Source organism: Nocardia amikacinitolerans NBRC 108937 (assembly GCF_001612615.1).
GTDB lineage: Bacteria > Actinomycetota > Actinomycetes > Mycobacteriales > Mycobacteriaceae > Nocardia > Nocardia amikacinitolerans.
Map to the genome: position 1 here is coordinate 126,819 of NZ_BDAU01000004.1, position 14,921 is coordinate 141,739.

The following is a 14,921-nucleotide window of genomic DNA, read 5'->3' on the forward strand; positions in this document are numbered from 1 at the left end:
ACATGCCTACATTCGGGCTGCCAGGGGCAGCCATCACCGAAAAGTCCGCACGGCGGACGGGCGTGCTGGCCCTCGCGGCCGTCGCGGCTGTCGCCGCGGTCTGGACCGGGGTTCAGTCGGTGCGCGTGGATGATCGGATGCGCGTGACGCTGCGCACCGAACAGATCGGCGACGGTATCGTCACCGGCGCGCGGGTGCGACTGGACGGGGTCAATGTCGGCGAAGTCACCGACATCGACAGTGCCGGCGCCGGGCAGCAGGAGATCACGCTACGACTGGACAAGTCCCAGCTCACCGGGCTCACGGACGCACTCGTCCTCGACTACGCGCCGTCGAACCTGTTCGGCATCAGCGAGGTCGAGTTGCGCCGCGGTGAAGGCGGCGCCGCATTGCGCGACGGAGCAAGTGTCGATCTCACCGGTGGGTCGGCATCGCGAGTCACGAATGCCACGTTGGGCACGCTGATCCGGTCGCTGGGACAAACCACCGACCAGGTGCTGACACCACAACTGGCCGACGTGCTCACCACACTGGCCACCGACGCCAAGGCCTTCACCCCGATTCTGGAGGCCGTCGTGATGCTGGGCCGAGCCGTCGCGGAAACCCAGCGCTACGATCCGTCCTTCCTGATCGGGCAATACGCTTCCACACTGCATGGCACGGCCGCATTCGCCGGCGCCACAGTCGATCTACTCGATCACATCAACAACATCGAAGTCCTGCGCACCGATCAGCCGCTGTTCGATTCGGGCGTCGCGCTGCTCGCCGAGCAGATGTTTCCCTCGATCACGAATCTTGGACAGACCGGGCAGCGGCACTACACCGGATACACCGACATGCTGACCCCCTTGCTCAACGTCACCGCCCAGATGGTGCCCACCCCGCAGCGGTCGAGTGCGGAGCTGCGAACCCTGTTGGAACGTATCGACAATGCCTTCGTGGACAGCCCCGAGGGCCCGGTCCTGCGACTCGAACTCACCTTGCGCGGGTTCCCGGCACTGGCTGCACCGCTGTTCGGCACCGTAGCCCCCGTTGCCGCGATCCCCGCACCGGCTGCTGCGGGAGGTTCGCGATGAAATCGACTGTCGGCGTGATATTTCGGCTGGCGTTGTTCGCAGCCGTGATGGTGGTGCTGCTGACCACAGTGGTGACTGCGATCGAGCGGCCCGTCGCCGGGAGCGCCGACGCGTTCCGCGTGATGTTCACCGACGCCAATGGTTTGAAGCCCGGCGACGATGTGCGTATGTACGGCGTGCAGGTTGGCAAGGTGCAGGCAATCGCGCTGGATCAGGGCCGTGCCGCGGTAGAGATAAGCGTCCAGCGCGACCATCCGGTGTTCGAGACGAGCGTCTTCGCGATCCGATACCAAACGCTCACCGGGCAGCGGTATGTCGACCTCCGTCAACCTGCCGCGCCGGGTATTCGGCTCGCGGCGGGCGCGACCGTCGCACCCGAGCGCACCATCCCGTCCTTCGACATCACCACCTTGTTCAACGGACTGCAACCAGTGCTACGGGACTTCTCACCCAGCGCCCTCAACCAACTCTCCGAAAGCGTCCTTGCGGTGATCCAGGGCAACGGCACCGGCCTCGGGCCCGCGCTGGAGGCGGTGGAACAACTGAGCCGCTACGCGGTGGATCGGCAGGCCGTCATCTCCACCTTGGTCCGCAACCTGCACGCCCTCGACGACCGCCTCGGCGGCAAGTCGCCGTACCTGGACACCCTGATCCAAGGGCTGACCAACCTGTTCACCGTGCTGGAGGACAAACTGAAAGGGCTCGTCGACTACGCCCTGGCCGCGCCACCGGTGCTGGGTCCTCTCGATGATCTGCTCGCGACCCTCGGGCTGACTCCAGACAGCAATCCCGACCTCGAAAATGCCTTGCGCGCTGCGTTTCCCGATCCGCAGGCGGCGACGGAGGTCTTGGGCAAGCTCCCCGGACTGCTGCAGGGCCTCGAGGCAATGCTGCCCGGCGTCGCGCCGGAGATGACCGTGACCTGTTCGAACGGAAATGCGCCGGTACCACCGCAATTGCGGGTGTTCATCGGCGGTCAGAGGATCGTGCTGTGCAACCGGTGACGACAGAACTCCGCAAACGGATTCGCCTCAGGGGTGATCGGCCCGTCGCCGACGACCGCACGATCCGCCGACGTGAACTGCGGCTCGGCTGGATCGGCGCGGCCGCGGTAGTCGTGGTGCTGGCCGCCTGTGGCGTCCTGTACACGATGCCCCCGGGCCAGGTGGAATACGGCGCCGATATGGCCGAGGCCGGCGCCCTCCGCGCCGGTGAGGACATCCGGATGGCCGGTATCACCGTCGGCACGGTGAAATCGCTGGAACTGCACGACGATCGGGTGCACATGATCTTCACCGTGGATTCCGACGTCTTCGTCGGTGATCAGTCCACCCTCGACATCCGCATGCTCACCATCGCGGGCGGCCACTATGTGGCCCTGACGTCGGCTGGCTCGAAACCGTTGCGGCAGAAGGTGATCGCGAAGGATCGGGTGCGGCTTCCGTACACGATCGGTCAGGTCTTCCAGGACGCGGTGACCCCGGTCCGCGAGGTGGACGGGGAGACTCTGCGCCAGAATCTCGCCGAGCTGCAAACCGCACTGGTCCAGAGCCCGGACGGTCTGCGCCAGCTGGGCCGCGCGGTCGACTCCATCGTCGACATCCTCGACCGACAGAACGCGGATGTCTCACGGGCACTGGCGATCTCGCAAGAGTATCTGAGCGCGGTCAGCGGCAATACCGCTCTGTACGGCCGGCTCACCCGCGAACTGAACATGATCACCGACATCCTCGTCGACAAGCGTGCGGAACTGCGAGGGTCACTGGCGTTACTGGAGCGGATGCTCTCGCGCCTGGCGGCGATCGAACCGGCCTACGACAGCTCGCTGAAACCCATGATGGACGAACTCGCCGAGGCGATTCCCGAGTTGGACCGACTAGCCGGGCGCCTCGACCAGGTCGTGGCCAGCGTCGAGCACCTGGGGCAGCAGCTGCGCGAGATCGCCAGCGGCCCAGGCGGTCCCGCCGTTGACCACTCCGCGACGACCGTGCCCGCACTGTGCATTCCTGTACCGGGGAGGACCTGCTGATGCGCCGATTTCTCGCTTCCCGCGGATTCATGTCGGTGGCCGCGGTCTCGGTCATCGTCGCGATCGCGGCCGCCGGGTACGTGGTACTGACCGGCGCTGCCAAACCGATGCGCGCGTACTGCGCGATGATGCCGGACGCGGCCGGGCTCTATCTCGGCAGTCACGTCACCATGCTCGGCATCCCGGTCGGCTCGGTGACCCGGATCGAACCCTCCGGTGACAGGGTGCGGGTCGACTTCCGGATCGAGGCCGATCATCCCCTGCGCGGCGAGGTTTCGGCGGTGACACTGTCGGACACCCTGGTCGCTGACCGCAACCTCGCGCTGGTGTCCGCGGCGAAACCGGCGGCGGAATGGGACTCGGGTCGATGCGTCACCCGCGCACTCACTCCGAAGAGCATGACCCAGACCATGGATGCGCTGTCGAAGCTCGCCACCGAGCTGAGTGCGCCGGACGATCCGGCCCGGCAGAGCACCCTCAGTGGTGGCGTCTCGGCGCTGGGTACCGCCGTTTCGGGTACCGGTGACGCGCTCAACGAGTTGCTGTTCAAACTCGGCGACGCGTTGAAATCACCGGACGCGGCGATCGGCCGCATCGGCGAACTCATCGACGCGATCACCACTCTGAGCGCAGTGCTGAAGAACAACTGGGGCGAACTGGAACATATGCTCACCCGGCTCGGCAGCATGTTGGAGCAAGCCAACACCGAGGTCATCCCGCCCTTCGTCGGCATCATCGACGCGCTTCGGGTGGTGTTGCCCTGGTTCAACGACATCACCACGACATTCGGGCGCCCCCTGCTCAACGCCGTGCACGCGACGGTGCCACTGATCAGGTGGGCCGGCGCCAACGTCAGCACGCTCGAGCAGCTGGTCGACATGGTCCCAACGCTGACCGAGGCCTTCCGCACGTCCGTCGACCCCGCGACGGGGCAGACCGCGCTTGCCTACACCGGGCCCAAAGCGGCTCTCGCCCAACCTGATGCCGACCAGACTTGCGCGGCGATCAACGCCGCGCTGCCCGGCCGGTGTCGCAGCGCCGAGCATGGTTTGGCCGACATCGACCTGGTTCCGCTGGTATTGGCGATAGCGGGCGCGAAATGAGGTCCGGATACGGGGTGTCCCCGGACTCGGACACGCCACTAGGTGATCACGGAAAGCGCTGGGGTGCAATGAACTTCACAACCAAGCTGCTCGCACTAGCAGTGGCCGGGTGCACTCTCGGCGGCTGCGCGTTCGATCCATCGGCCATTACGCTCCCCGGCACCGGCCGTGGCGACGGGTACCGGGTGCATGTCGAGTTCGCCAACGCACTCAATCTGCCGGGGCGGGCGAAAGTGATGGCCAACGGCGTTCAGGTCGGCGACCTCGCGGCCGTACGCGTCGTCGATCCCGCGGCCACCGCCCCCGGCCACGTGATCGCCGACGTCGACATCGACCGCGCGGTGCGGCTGCCCGCCGCCACGACCGCACAGCTGCGGCAGAACACCCTGCTCGGCGACATCTTCATCGAACTGACCACACCACCAAGCGGATTCGACCACACCATCGCCGACGGCGGCACCATACCGATCACCCAGACGAAACCAGCCGTCCAGGTCGAGGACGTCATGGCGGGCCTGGCAACGTTCTTCCAGGGCGGCGCGGTGCAGCAGTTCCAGGACCTTGTGAATCGCTTGAACGCGGTATTACCCGAACAGCCGTCCGACAGCGCGCACATGGCACAGGTTCTCGGCGCCGACTTCGCCGATGTCGCACAGCATCTCGGCGAAGTCGACAACTTCCTCGACGGCATGGAAGCCAATGTGAACATGGCGCTCGATCGCGATCGGGCGCTGCAAGCACTACTGAGCGAGCAAGGCGCCACACACGTCACCTCGGCGCTGCAGTCGCTTATCCTCGTACTCGGCCTGGCCGGTGCGATGGGCGATATCGTCCACGCCCTTGCCTGGGTAGCGCCCCTGGCCTCGGCGGGTGACGCTGCAGCAAAAGCCTTGGTGCCGTTGCTGTTCACCGATCGGCCCCTGGACCTCAACGCGCCGTCGAACCTCAACCGGCTCGTATCCCTGCTCCGCGACCAGATCATCCCCTTCGTCGAGCACGGGCCGAAAGTCGACATCGTCGGCGTCGACGCCGGCAACGGCGTCCCCGCGCCGGAGCAGGCCGGTCGGATCATCGACACCTTGCGCATGATCGGAGCGGTCCGTTGAAGTCCCGAATCCTCGGTCCCGCGACCTCATTGGGCAGTATCGCCGCCGTCGCGCTGATCGCCGTTGCCTACCTTGCGTTCGACGTCGTCGGCGTCGACTGGTTCACCAGGTATTCCACCCTGACCATGACGCTGACCAATTCGGGCAGCCTCGGCCCCGAATCACCGGTGTCGCTGTCAGGGGTTCGCGTGGGGAAAGTCGTCTCGGTGCGCAACGGCGAGGGCGGCGTCCACGTCAGCATGCGAGTGAACGACGACTACCACATCCCGGTCGCCAGCACGGTCACCATCGAAAACCTCTCCGCGCTGGGCGAACCGCAGGTTCGGTTCACCCCGGCCCAGGGCGGCGGTGCCCCGTATTTGCGCGACGGACAGCACATCGACACCCGCGCGATCCGGACACCGACTTCGATACCCGAGGTCGCTCGTCAGGTGACCCACCTGATGGAGCAATTGGACCCGCAGGCGATCAGCGACATCGTCGACAACTTCACCCGGGGGCTGGCAGGCACCGAGGCGATCGTGCCACAGCTGGCGCGATCCACCAGTCTGCTCGCCGCCACCCTGCTGGCCCGCACCGACGCGATCCACCGCATGCTCACCGACCTGCAAGCGGTGGGCGCGGACATGGAATGGACGGGTCCGGCCATGAGCGCTGCCGCGCCCGGCTGGAGCCAACTGGGAACTTCGGCGGACAACCTGGCGAAGTCCATCGAGAGTTTCGTCCGAATCGGACAGGTGCCGGACATGTATGTCCAAGGCACCGGGCTCATTCCGTTCTTCGCCGACTTCACCGATTACCTCGAACAGGTCGGTCCCGACCTGGCGCAACTCGCGCCGGCGCTCACCCCGTTGGCCATGCACGCCGCAGGGCAGCTGAGCCACGTCGACCTCAGTGCGCTGATTGCGCAAGCCCTCGCCGACACCGGTGAAAGCGCATTGCGTTTGCAGATCAACGTCAAATAGCCGCGCACCGATCCAGAACCCCGCCAAGGAGAAGCACATGACCATCGAAACCGAAGATCGAACCGACCAGGCATCGGAAACACAAGCGCGTGACCTCCCCGCGGAGCTCGGGCGCACATCGGGCACCGTCTCGATACGGCTGTCTGCCATCACCATCGGCGTCGCGCTGATCGGATTGGTCGTGGCTACGGGCGTTTTCGCCGCATTGTGGATGTCGGCGCGCAGTGAGCTCAGCGACCGCGACGCGTCCGCCGCCGGGTACCGTCATGCCGAGCAGGTTGCCACCGACTATGCGGTCGGCGCCTCCACCATAAATTTTCAGGACTACAACGCCTGGATCGGCAAGCTGAAGGCGAACACGAGCCCGCAACTGGCGAACAAGTTCGACGCCACCGCACCGAAACTGCAGGAAATCCTGGTGCCGTTGAAGTGGTCTTCGACCGCCGCCCCGATCAATGCGATCGTCACCTCCGAGAACGGCGGCGTCTACAAGGTGAACGTCTTCCTCAACGTCAACTCCACCAACGCTCAGACTCCCGACGGCGGCCAAACGACGGTGACGTACAACGTCACCGTCGATTCGGGGGCGGGATGGAAGATCACCGATGTCGGCGGAATGGACGGCGCTCTCCCACTGAAATGATCCTGGGCTCGTTCATCGGCGTCAGGCGACCAGGCCCTGGACCTTCTTCAGCGATTTGTCGAGGGCGCCGACGAGCGAGTTCTTGAACACCCCGCCCATCGGGCCGTCGATCATGCCGCCATCGATGCTGGCCGTGACGTCGACGGTGGTGGTGGCGGCTTCGTCCCGCAGACTGATGGCGAGTGCCAATTTGACGCCGGCCCTGGTGGTTCCTCCCATGGTGAGCGCTCGTGGCGCGTCGACGTTCTCGAAAGTCCAGTCGATGGTGACCGGCATATTCATCACGCTCGCGCTCGCGGTGGCGGTAACCCCGCTGGCGAGCTGGGCAGGCACGGCGCTCTTCCACGACTTGTGAATCACCAGCCAATCGCCCCAGCGCGACGGATCGCCGATGACCTTCCAGACCTCATCGGGGCTGGCCTGGTAACGGGCGCTGGTTTGCACGGTACGCATGAGACTCTCCTGGCTTCGGAATTCGATAATACGGCTACAGTGTATCCGAATTAGGATGGCCTGCGCCACAACGGAGCGGCGCGAGCCCGGCGACCAGCAGTCGCAGGCCGAAGTGGAATTCGCTTTCCAGGGTCTGTGTCGGCAGGTGATCGGCGACGGCGATCGTGGCAGGGAACTGTCCAGGATCGAGTTGGCGATAGAGGGTCGTGAGAGTTGCGGGGGCGATGGTGGCGGCGGTGCTGTGGCCATGTAGCTGTGCGGCGAAGCCGATGGCGTAGCGGGCGATCGTCGCGTAGGCGAGGGCCGCGGATTTCGGCGAAAACCCGTGGGCGAGCAGCATTGCCAGGACCCGCTCGCGCAGGGCCAGCGAATGGGGCCCGATCGGCACCTGCGCGATGAGCAGTGGCGCGATCCCGGGATGGCGGTGCAGGACCGAGAAGATCGCCTCGGCGGCCGCGATGCAGGCGCGCTGCCAGTCATCGCCGATCTCGTCGTCGGCGATGTCGACCTCACCGAGCACCCAGTCGACCGTATGGGCGATGAGCTCCGCGCGATTGGCGACTGCTCGGTAGAGCACCGCGGTGCCGGTGTCGAGTCGGTGGGCGAGTGTGCGCATCGATAGTGCGTCGACTCCCTGCTCGTCGACGATGTGCAGCGCGGTCGTGACAATCCGGTCGAAGGGGACTCGTGGGCGGCCGGGGGAGCGTCGCGCCGTCGTTTCGGCGGCGTCTGAATCTGCAGTGGTCACACATGCGTCCTTCGGTCGTCGACTGTGCTGGACACGTGATCATAATATCGGTCACATCGTTGCCGGTATCGCTTGACCTGGCGACATATATCGGCAACACTGTAACCACTATGAGTAGACGAGCAGCTGAGGATTACATCGACCTCGATTCGCGCTTCGCGATCGTCGAGGGCCGCAACATCCACTACAAGCGTGCTGGGACCGGATCCCCGGTACTGCTCCTGCACGGCAGCGGATCCTCGCTGCACTGCTTCGACCAGGTGGCCGCGGGCTTGCCCGCATTCGACGTGATCCGGCTCGACCTGCCCGGCTTCGGTCTCACCGGGCCGCGCGGCGATCGGGACTACCGCATCGCGGCATTCACCAAGACGATCGCCGCTTTCCTCGACGCCATCGGGGTCGCCAAGGTTTCGGTGGTGGGCAATTCCCTGGGCGGCAATATCGCCTGGAATTTCGCGCTGGACTACGCGCATCGGGTGGACAGGCTGGTTTTGATCAATGCCACCGGCTACCCGGGCAAGTCGCTGCCGCTGGCGCTGCGCTTGGCCCGCAACCCGATCGGGCGCGTGCTGATCCGGCGCCTGTCGTCGCGATCGGCGACCGAACGCAATCTGCGCTCGGCCGTGGGCTCACGTAAATCGGTGGTAGACGACGCGATGGTCGATCGGGCCTACGCGATGCTGACCCGGCCGGGCAACCAGCAGGCGTTCATCGACTTCGCCAACACCGAACAGATCGATCGCACCGCCGAGATCCCGGCCATCGGGGCGCCCACGCTGGTGCTGCGTAGCGCCTCGGTGGACGGACAATATTTCAGCCGTGATATCACCGGCAGCCTCGAACGCGTGCATCCCAGTGGCGGTCACCTACTGCCCGACGAGGATCCGGAATGGGTGGCGAGTGCGCTATTGGACTTTCTGACTGTCGGGACGGCCGCGCCGAAAAGGAGCCAACGATGAAGTATTTCGTGGTACGCGGCGAAACCCGCCACCTTGATCAGCTCACCCGTGCGGAACTGCGCGGCGAATTCCTCGAATGCAGCGCCGGGATCACCCATTACGAGATGACCGGGCCCGAAGGCGGCGAGGTGGTGGTCTTCGCGGGCAGCCTGACCACCCCACTATTCTATTGGGATCAGCTGGTGAGCCGCCTGCATTCGCGTGGGTTCCGGACCCTCACCTACAGTCCCTACGGCCGCGGTTATTCCGACCGTGTGCAGGCTACCTACGACGAAGCCCTGATGGTGGGGCAACTCGCGGACCTGACCCATCGCCTGGATCTGGCCGAACCTTTCCACGTTGTCGGAGCGTCGATGGGCGCTTTGGTAGCAATGGCTTTCGCCCAGCAGCACACCGCCCGGATCGCCACCTTGACGTTGGCCGGTCCCGCCGGGCTGCAGCCCGCACCGTTCGTCGCCGCCGTGCTGCGCAACAAGACAGCGGGCACCTTCCTGGCGAAGCAGCTGGGCAGCAAGATGCTCGACCGGCATCTGTCCCACAACGTCCGCGATCCCGAACGATCCGCGGCGCTCACGGCGATGGTGCGCGAGGCCTACCAGTTCGAAGGATCGATCTACGCCCTGTCCGCCACGATCGCCGACTTCCCGCTGGGCGGACGGCAAGAGCTCTACCGGCGGACCGGACGCTTGCCGATCCCGAAGTTGTTGCTGTGGGGTGATGAAGACGCGGTCACCCCGATCACGAGCTTCGACGAGGTGACTGCGCTGCTGGCCCCGACCGAGTCGCACATCCTCTCGCCGTGCGGGCACATGGTCCCCTTCGAGGAACCCGCCGAGATGGGCCTGCGGTTCCACGCGTTCGTCGATGCGGCACGGGAAGAGATGTCACGATGAAGACCAAGCCGAACACCGAAACAGTTGACGTGCTCATCGTCGGGGCCGGGCCGACCGGCACCGCGTTGGCGATCGACCTGACCCGCCGTGGCGCTGCGGTGCGGGTTATCGATAAGGCCGCCAACTCATTCGACGGATCGCGCGCCAAGGGAGTCCAGCCGCGCAGCCTCGAGGTCCTCGAAGACCTCGGCGTACTGGACGACATCCTGGCCGGGGGCGGAATCTATCCGCCCCTCGGCATTCACGCGGGCCCGCTGACCATTCCGTGGCACATGATGTCCCGCAACGAAACGACCTCCGATGTGCCGTACCCGAATACGTGGTTGATTCCGCAGTTCCGCACCGACGCGGCACTGCGTGCAGGATTACAGCGCATGGGCGTGGCCGTCGAAACAGAGTGTGAATTCGTCGGATTCGAGCAGCGTCCGGATGCGGTGCTGGCGAGCGTCGCGGGCCCCGGCGGTGTTGCCGAGATCAGCGCTCGCTACCTGGTCGGCGCCGACGGTGGCGGCAGCATGGTCCGCAAAGCCGCGGACATCGGCTTCGAGGGCTCGACCGACGAAGCCGATCGAATGGTCATCGTCGACGCCGTGGTCGACGGGCTTTCCCGAGACTACTGGCATGTATGGCCGCGACCCGGTGGCCGATTCGCCGGCGCGTGCCCGCTGCCGCACTCCGATCGGTTCCAGGTGATGATTCGCCTGAACCTCGGGGAGGAGCCGGCTCTCGACGAGGAGAGCCTGAACGCGCGCTTCCGTAAGCAGACCGGCGACAAGAAGCTGCGCCTGTCGGATATCGGCTGGAAGTCGGTGTTCCGCCCCAACATTCGTCTCGCGGAGCGCTATCGTTCGGGTCGGGTGTTCATCGCAGGCGACGCCGCCCACGTGCATCCGCCCGCGGGTGCTCAAGGGCTCAACACCGGTCTGCAGGATGCCTACAACCTTGGCTGGAAACTCGGCCAGGTGCTTGCGGGCGCGCCGGAGGCGCTGCTGGACACCTATGAGGCCGAGCGGCAACCGATCGCCGCCAGGGTCTTGGGTTTGGCGACCAAGAAGTACGATGGCTTCGCCAAGCTCGACCCATCGTCGATCAAGCGCGGTGACGATGAACGCCAGCTCGGCCTGCACTACCGGGCAGGACCACTGGTGCCGTCCGGAGCTGAACAGACCACGACGCTGCACGTCGGCGACCGCGCCCCGGACGCGAAACTGCTGGACGCCAATGGGGGAGCGCGACGCCTTTTCGAACTCTTCAGCGGAGCGCACTTCACCGCGATCGCCTACGGACGCGCGGCGGCCGAAGAACTGGCAGTGCTGCCGTGGCCGACGGCAGGCGCAGGACTGAAGAAGATCGCCGTCGATGCCGGGGAACACCCGAATGCCGATGTGGTGCTTGCCGATATCGCCGATTCCTTCGCCCGGACATACGGCGTCTCCGACTCCACCTTGCTGTTGATCCGCCCCGATGGCTACCTCTCCTCCATCGTCACCACCGACATGGGCCGGACTGTCAGCGCACAGGCCGCCCCGATGTCTCCCGCCGTCGACATTCCTGCGGTGCCCAACTCCTGAGGTCGTCCTTGCAATGTTGTGGCATCTGACCGTCGATTTCGGCCTCGGTTCCCCATTGCATTTCCTTGCCTCCTACGACGCTGCCATCACCTTCGCGCGGGAAGCCGTCGAGGGTGGCTGGGCTCGGTCCGTCGCGGTCGACGATCGCGTGGACCAGAGCTATCCGGCCATGCCGTGCCAAGGCCTGTTCTCTGGGCCGTGCCTGCCGGTTTCCGCGCACATCCCGAATTTCACCAGAAAGGTCGCAGATGCCCCCTGAGACGATGTTGGCCGCCGTACTCGGCGAACCGGGAGCGATCACCACGACACGGCTGCCCGTCCCCGAAGTCGGCCCGGACGATGTCCTGGTTCAGGTCCGCCGCGCGTCGCTGTGCGGTTCGGACCTCAAGATTCGCAGTCATAAGTTCTTCGGCGGCGACGGGCCGCCTTCGGAGACCTTTGTCCCCGGACATGAATACGCCGGTGTGGTGGTCGCGGTGGGCAGCAGCGTCGACGAGTTCGCGGTCGGCGATCGAGTCGTGACCGAGGCGCATCGAGGCTGTATGCGCTGCGTCAACTGTCTGTCGGGGTCCTATACCGATTGCCTGAACTACGGGAATCGGCACAAAGGACATCGAACGCAGGGCATGACGGTCAACGGCGGATTCGCCGAATATGTCGTCAACCACGTGTCCACGCTGCATCTGCTGCCGGACGCCGTCGATTTCGACGCGGCTGTCATCCTCTCCACCGTCGGCACGGTCATGCACGCCTTCGATGCCCTCGGTTCGCTCATTGTCGGCGCGAGCGTCGCCGTGATCGGTCCCGGCCCTATCGGACTGCTGGCTGTCCAGGTCGCACGCCAACTCGGAGCCGAACCCGTTGCCCTGATCGGCACTCGGGCCAGCCGATTGGACCTCGGAAAACAGTTCGGCGCCGACCTGGTGCTCAATTCGCGCACCGAAGATCCCGTCGCCGCCGTGCGCGATCTCACCGGCGGGCGCGGCGCCGACATCGTCCTCGAGTGTTCCGGCGCCGCGCCGGCGGTCGATCAAGCGATCCGGATGGCCAAACGGTCCGGAAAGGTCGTGCTGGTGGGCTTTTTCGAACAGCCGGTGACGGCGGACCTCAATCGTGCCGTCATGAACGGCATATCGCTGCAAACGGTCCGCGGCGAAGGGACCGGATCCGTGGCTCGGGCCGTCTCCCTGGCAAGCCGGGGGAGACTGGACGCCAATGCACTGGTGACACACCATTTCCCGCTCGAAGACATCGGTGAAGCGTTCGACACCTACGCCGAACGCCGTGGCGATGCCATCAAGGTGATGCTGGATGTGTCCGACGACCCGCAAGCGCCATGATCGGTGAAGCGCATACGACGGTTGCCGAGACCGACCCGCGACGAGCAGTCGCCGCGGCGATGACGGCAGCGGTCACGGCGTGGCTGGACACATTGACCGAGGACCAGCGTTCGGCGGCGCTGTTCGATTCGCCGCTGGTCGCCGAAGCCGACGCCGAACGACTGCGGTGGTATTACACTCCGACCGACCACGGCGGGCTGGCTCTGCGTGAGCAGTCCGCTGCCCAGCAGAGGCTGGCGATGCAGCTGGTCGCCTCCGGGTTGTCCGAGGCCGGATACGCCACCGTCGCCACTGTGGTCGGTCTGGAGAACGTCCTGGACCAGGTCGAAGGCTGGAAAGCCGATTGGGCCCGGGAACGCGGACGCGACCCAGAGCTGTACTGGCTCAGACTATTCGGCACGCCGGGCAGCCCGGTGTGGGGTTGGCGCTTCGGTGGTCATCACATCTCGCTCAACTACCTCATCGTCGACGGATGCCTCGTCTCGACGACACCCTGCTTCCTCGGCGCCGACCCGGCGAGCACCGCGCTTCTGGGTGGCTCGCCGCTACGGCCGCTCGGCGGGATCGAGGATGTCGCACGGAATCTGGCCCGGTCCTTCACCGCGGAACAGCGCGAACAAGCCCTGCTGCACGAGTCCGCGATCTCCGACATCGTCTCCGGCAACCGGGCTCGAGTGACCAGCGGCGACACCATGATGCATATGCAGGACCTGTGGCGCGGCCAGTTCGCCGACCCGGCGCTGAACAAGCTCGTCGACGACATCGATCGGCGTGCGGAAGCGGCGAGCGGATACCGCGAGGCGGATCACGCGGCACTGGCATTTTCGGTGCCGCCCAAAGGAATCTGCGCACGGAGTCTCGATGCCACGCAACGGAGCGACCTTCGTCGATTGATCGCGCTGTACACCGGCCGTGCTCCGGCTGCCATGGCAGCTGTACACGCCGCGCGATATGCCTCCGATGCGGTCCTCGACGTCACCTGGTTCGGGTGGGCGGGAGGTATGGCACTCGATGATCCCCACTACTACCGGATCCAAGGCCCGGACCTGCTCATCGAATACGACAACACCCAGCGTCGGGCCAACCACGCGCACTCCGTATGGCGGGATCTGTCCGCTGACTTCGGCTTCGACGCCCTCGCCGAGCATCGAAGGCATCACTCCCACTGAGAGACCAGACCGCGAAAGAGGCACTATGAAGGACAACGCGAAGACAAGCCCGGCCGGATTCGCCGAGCGGCTGCGGGCCGGGTCACCGGCCGTGGGTTACTGGGTGGTATGCGACAACCCGGTGGCCACCGAACGCATCGCGATGACCGGCTACGACTACGTCTGCATCGACGCACAGCACGGTCTCATCGAATACCGTGGCCTGCTCGCCGGAATCACCGCGATCGACGCCGCAGGGGTTGCCGCCCTGGTCCGCGTGCAACTCAACGACCCGTTCTGGATTGCCCAGGCGCTCGATGCGGGCGCCCGCGGCGTCATCGTGCCGATGGTCGACACCGCCGCCGAGGCCGAAGCGGCGGTGTCGGCCTGTCGCTTTCCGCCGATCGGCCTGCGCAGCAACGGCGCGCTGCGTGCGGGGTTGCGGATCGGCCCGTCGCTGGCCGAAGCCAACGCCGAGGTCGCTTGCGTGGTGATGATCGAGACTGCCGCCGGGCTGCGCAATGTCGCCGAGATCGTCGCGGTGCCCGGAGTCGACGCGCTCTACGTCGGCCCCTCGGACCTGCGCCTCGCCCTCGGCGGCACCAGTCCCACCGACCCCGCGGTCGACGCCGAGTTCGAGGACGCACTGCGCGTCGTGCTGAAGGCCGCCGCCGCGGCCGGAAAGGCGGTGGGCATCCATTGCCCGGACGGCGCCACCGCCGCGCGCCGCCGCGCCGAGGGCTTCAACTACGTCAGCATCGCCAACGATCTGATGCATATAGAGCAGGCTGCCAAGAGCCACCTCGCGCAGGCGACCGACGACCCGGTCCGACCCAGCTGATCGCCCGACTCGACAGGGACGCAAGACCCCCGACCTCGAGGCCGCT

Annotated in this window: 16 protein-coding genes; 14 read left to right on the forward strand and 2 right to left on the reverse strand. The window is 65.9% G+C overall.

Annotated features, from left to right (window positions below; all coding sequences use genetic code 11):
- Nucleotides 1–2 precede the first annotated feature (2 nt).
- Genes NAM01S_RS04600 through NAM01S_RS04630 form a run of 7 tightly spaced genes read left to right on the forward strand, consistent with a single transcriptional unit; the run spans nt 3 to nt 6,922 of the window.
- On the forward strand, nt 3–1,076 hold the full coding sequence (locus NAM01S_RS04600; protein ID WP_067779720.1) for an MlaD family protein: 1,074 nt from the start codon (nt 3–5) through the stop codon (nt 1,074–1,076).
- Nucleotides 1,073–2,080 (forward strand): MCE family protein, encoded by a 1,008-nt coding sequence (locus NAM01S_RS04605; RefSeq protein WP_067779723.1) that lies wholly within the window; start codon nt 1,073–1,075, stop codon nt 2,078–2,080. Before NAM01S_RS04600 ends, NAM01S_RS04605 begins: the two co-directional genes overlap by 4 nt.
- Nucleotides 2,077–3,105 (forward strand): MlaD family protein, encoded by a 1,029-nt coding sequence (locus tag NAM01S_RS04610; RefSeq protein ID WP_253798291.1) that lies wholly within the window; start codon nt 2,077–2,079, stop codon nt 3,103–3,105. Before NAM01S_RS04605 ends, NAM01S_RS04610 begins: the two co-directional genes overlap by 4 nt.
- Nucleotides 3,105–4,208, forward strand: coding sequence for an MlaD family protein (locus NAM01S_RS04615; RefSeq protein ID WP_067779726.1), 1,104 nt, complete (start codon nt 3,105–3,107; stop codon nt 4,206–4,208). The genes NAM01S_RS04610 and NAM01S_RS04615 overlap by 1 nt, the downstream gene beginning before the upstream one ends.
- Complete coding sequence (locus tag NAM01S_RS04620) at nt 4,100–5,314, forward strand: MlaD family protein (RefSeq protein ID WP_253798289.1); 1,215 nt, start codon at nt 4,100–4,102, stop codon at nt 5,312–5,314. The genes NAM01S_RS04615 and NAM01S_RS04620 overlap by 109 nt, the downstream gene beginning before the upstream one ends.
- Nucleotides 5,311–6,279 (forward strand): MlaD family protein, encoded by a 969-nt coding sequence (locus tag NAM01S_RS04625; RefSeq protein WP_084482449.1) that lies wholly within the window; start codon nt 5,311–5,313, stop codon nt 6,277–6,279. Before NAM01S_RS04620 ends, NAM01S_RS04625 begins: the two co-directional genes overlap by 4 nt.
- A gap of 37 nt (nt 6,280–6,316) precedes the next feature.
- Nucleotides 6,317–6,922, forward strand: coding sequence for a hypothetical protein (locus NAM01S_RS04630; protein WP_067779733.1), 606 nt, complete (start codon nt 6,317–6,319; stop codon nt 6,920–6,922).
- Nucleotides 6,923–6,943: 21 nt separating this feature from the next.
- Here NAM01S_RS04630 and NAM01S_RS04635 read toward each other — a convergent pair whose 3' ends face one another.
- Together NAM01S_RS04635 and NAM01S_RS04640 are read right to left on the reverse strand one after the other, a co-directional pair.
- Nucleotides 6,944–7,366, reverse strand: coding sequence for a type II toxin-antitoxin system Rv0910 family toxin (locus NAM01S_RS04635; protein WP_169810803.1), 423 nt, complete (start codon nt 7,364–7,366; stop codon nt 6,944–6,946).
- 43 nt (nt 7,367–7,409) lie between these two features.
- A complete protein-coding gene (locus tag NAM01S_RS04640) occupies nt 7,410–8,123 on the reverse strand; it encodes a TetR/AcrR family transcriptional regulator (protein WP_067779739.1) in 714 nt (237 codons plus the stop codon).
- A 35-nt stretch (nt 8,124–8,158) separates the two neighbouring features.
- On the opposite strand from NAM01S_RS04640, the gene NAM01S_RS04645 reads away from it, so the two are divergent.
- The 7 genes from NAM01S_RS04645 to NAM01S_RS04675 are packed head-to-tail and all read left to right on the forward strand — an operon-like array spanning nt 8,159 to nt 14,875.
- Nucleotides 8,159–9,082 carry an alpha/beta fold hydrolase gene (locus NAM01S_RS04645; protein WP_253798287.1) on the forward strand — a complete coding sequence of 308 codons (924 nt, stop codon included), beginning with the start codon at nt 8,159–8,161 and terminating at the stop codon, nt 9,080–9,082.
- Nucleotides 9,013–9,975 (forward strand): alpha/beta fold hydrolase, encoded by a 963-nt coding sequence (locus tag NAM01S_RS04650; RefSeq protein ID WP_218018335.1) that lies wholly within the window; start codon nt 9,013–9,015, stop codon nt 9,973–9,975. The genes NAM01S_RS04645 and NAM01S_RS04650 overlap by 70 nt, the downstream gene beginning before the upstream one ends.
- Nucleotides 9,972–11,546, forward strand: a complete 1,575-nt coding sequence (locus tag NAM01S_RS04655) for an FAD-dependent oxidoreductase (protein ID WP_067779749.1) — start codon at nt 9,972–9,974, stop codon at nt 11,544–11,546. The genes NAM01S_RS04650 and NAM01S_RS04655 overlap by 4 nt, the downstream gene beginning before the upstream one ends.
- Before the next feature lie 13 nt (nt 11,547–11,559).
- Nucleotides 11,560–11,805 (forward strand): hypothetical protein, encoded by a 246-nt coding sequence (locus tag NAM01S_RS35620; protein WP_067779752.1) that lies wholly within the window; start codon nt 11,560–11,562, stop codon nt 11,803–11,805.
- A gap of 4 nt (nt 11,806–11,809) precedes the next feature.
- Complete coding sequence (locus NAM01S_RS04665) at nt 11,810–12,886, forward strand: zinc-dependent alcohol dehydrogenase (RefSeq protein WP_169810804.1); 1,077 nt, start codon at nt 11,810–11,812, stop codon at nt 12,884–12,886.
- Nucleotides 12,883–14,055: a DUF3500 domain-containing protein gene (locus NAM01S_RS04670; protein ID WP_067779758.1), complete on the forward strand. Its 1,173-nt coding sequence runs from the start codon at nt 12,883–12,885 to the stop codon at nt 14,053–14,055. The genes NAM01S_RS04665 and NAM01S_RS04670 overlap by 4 nt, the downstream gene beginning before the upstream one ends.
- 25 nt (nt 14,056–14,080) lie before the next feature.
- Entirely contained in the window at nt 14,081–14,875 is a 795-nt protein-coding gene (locus tag NAM01S_RS04675; protein ID WP_067779761.1) for an HpcH/HpaI aldolase family protein, read from the forward strand.
- Nucleotides 14,876–14,921: the final 46 nt, after the last annotated feature.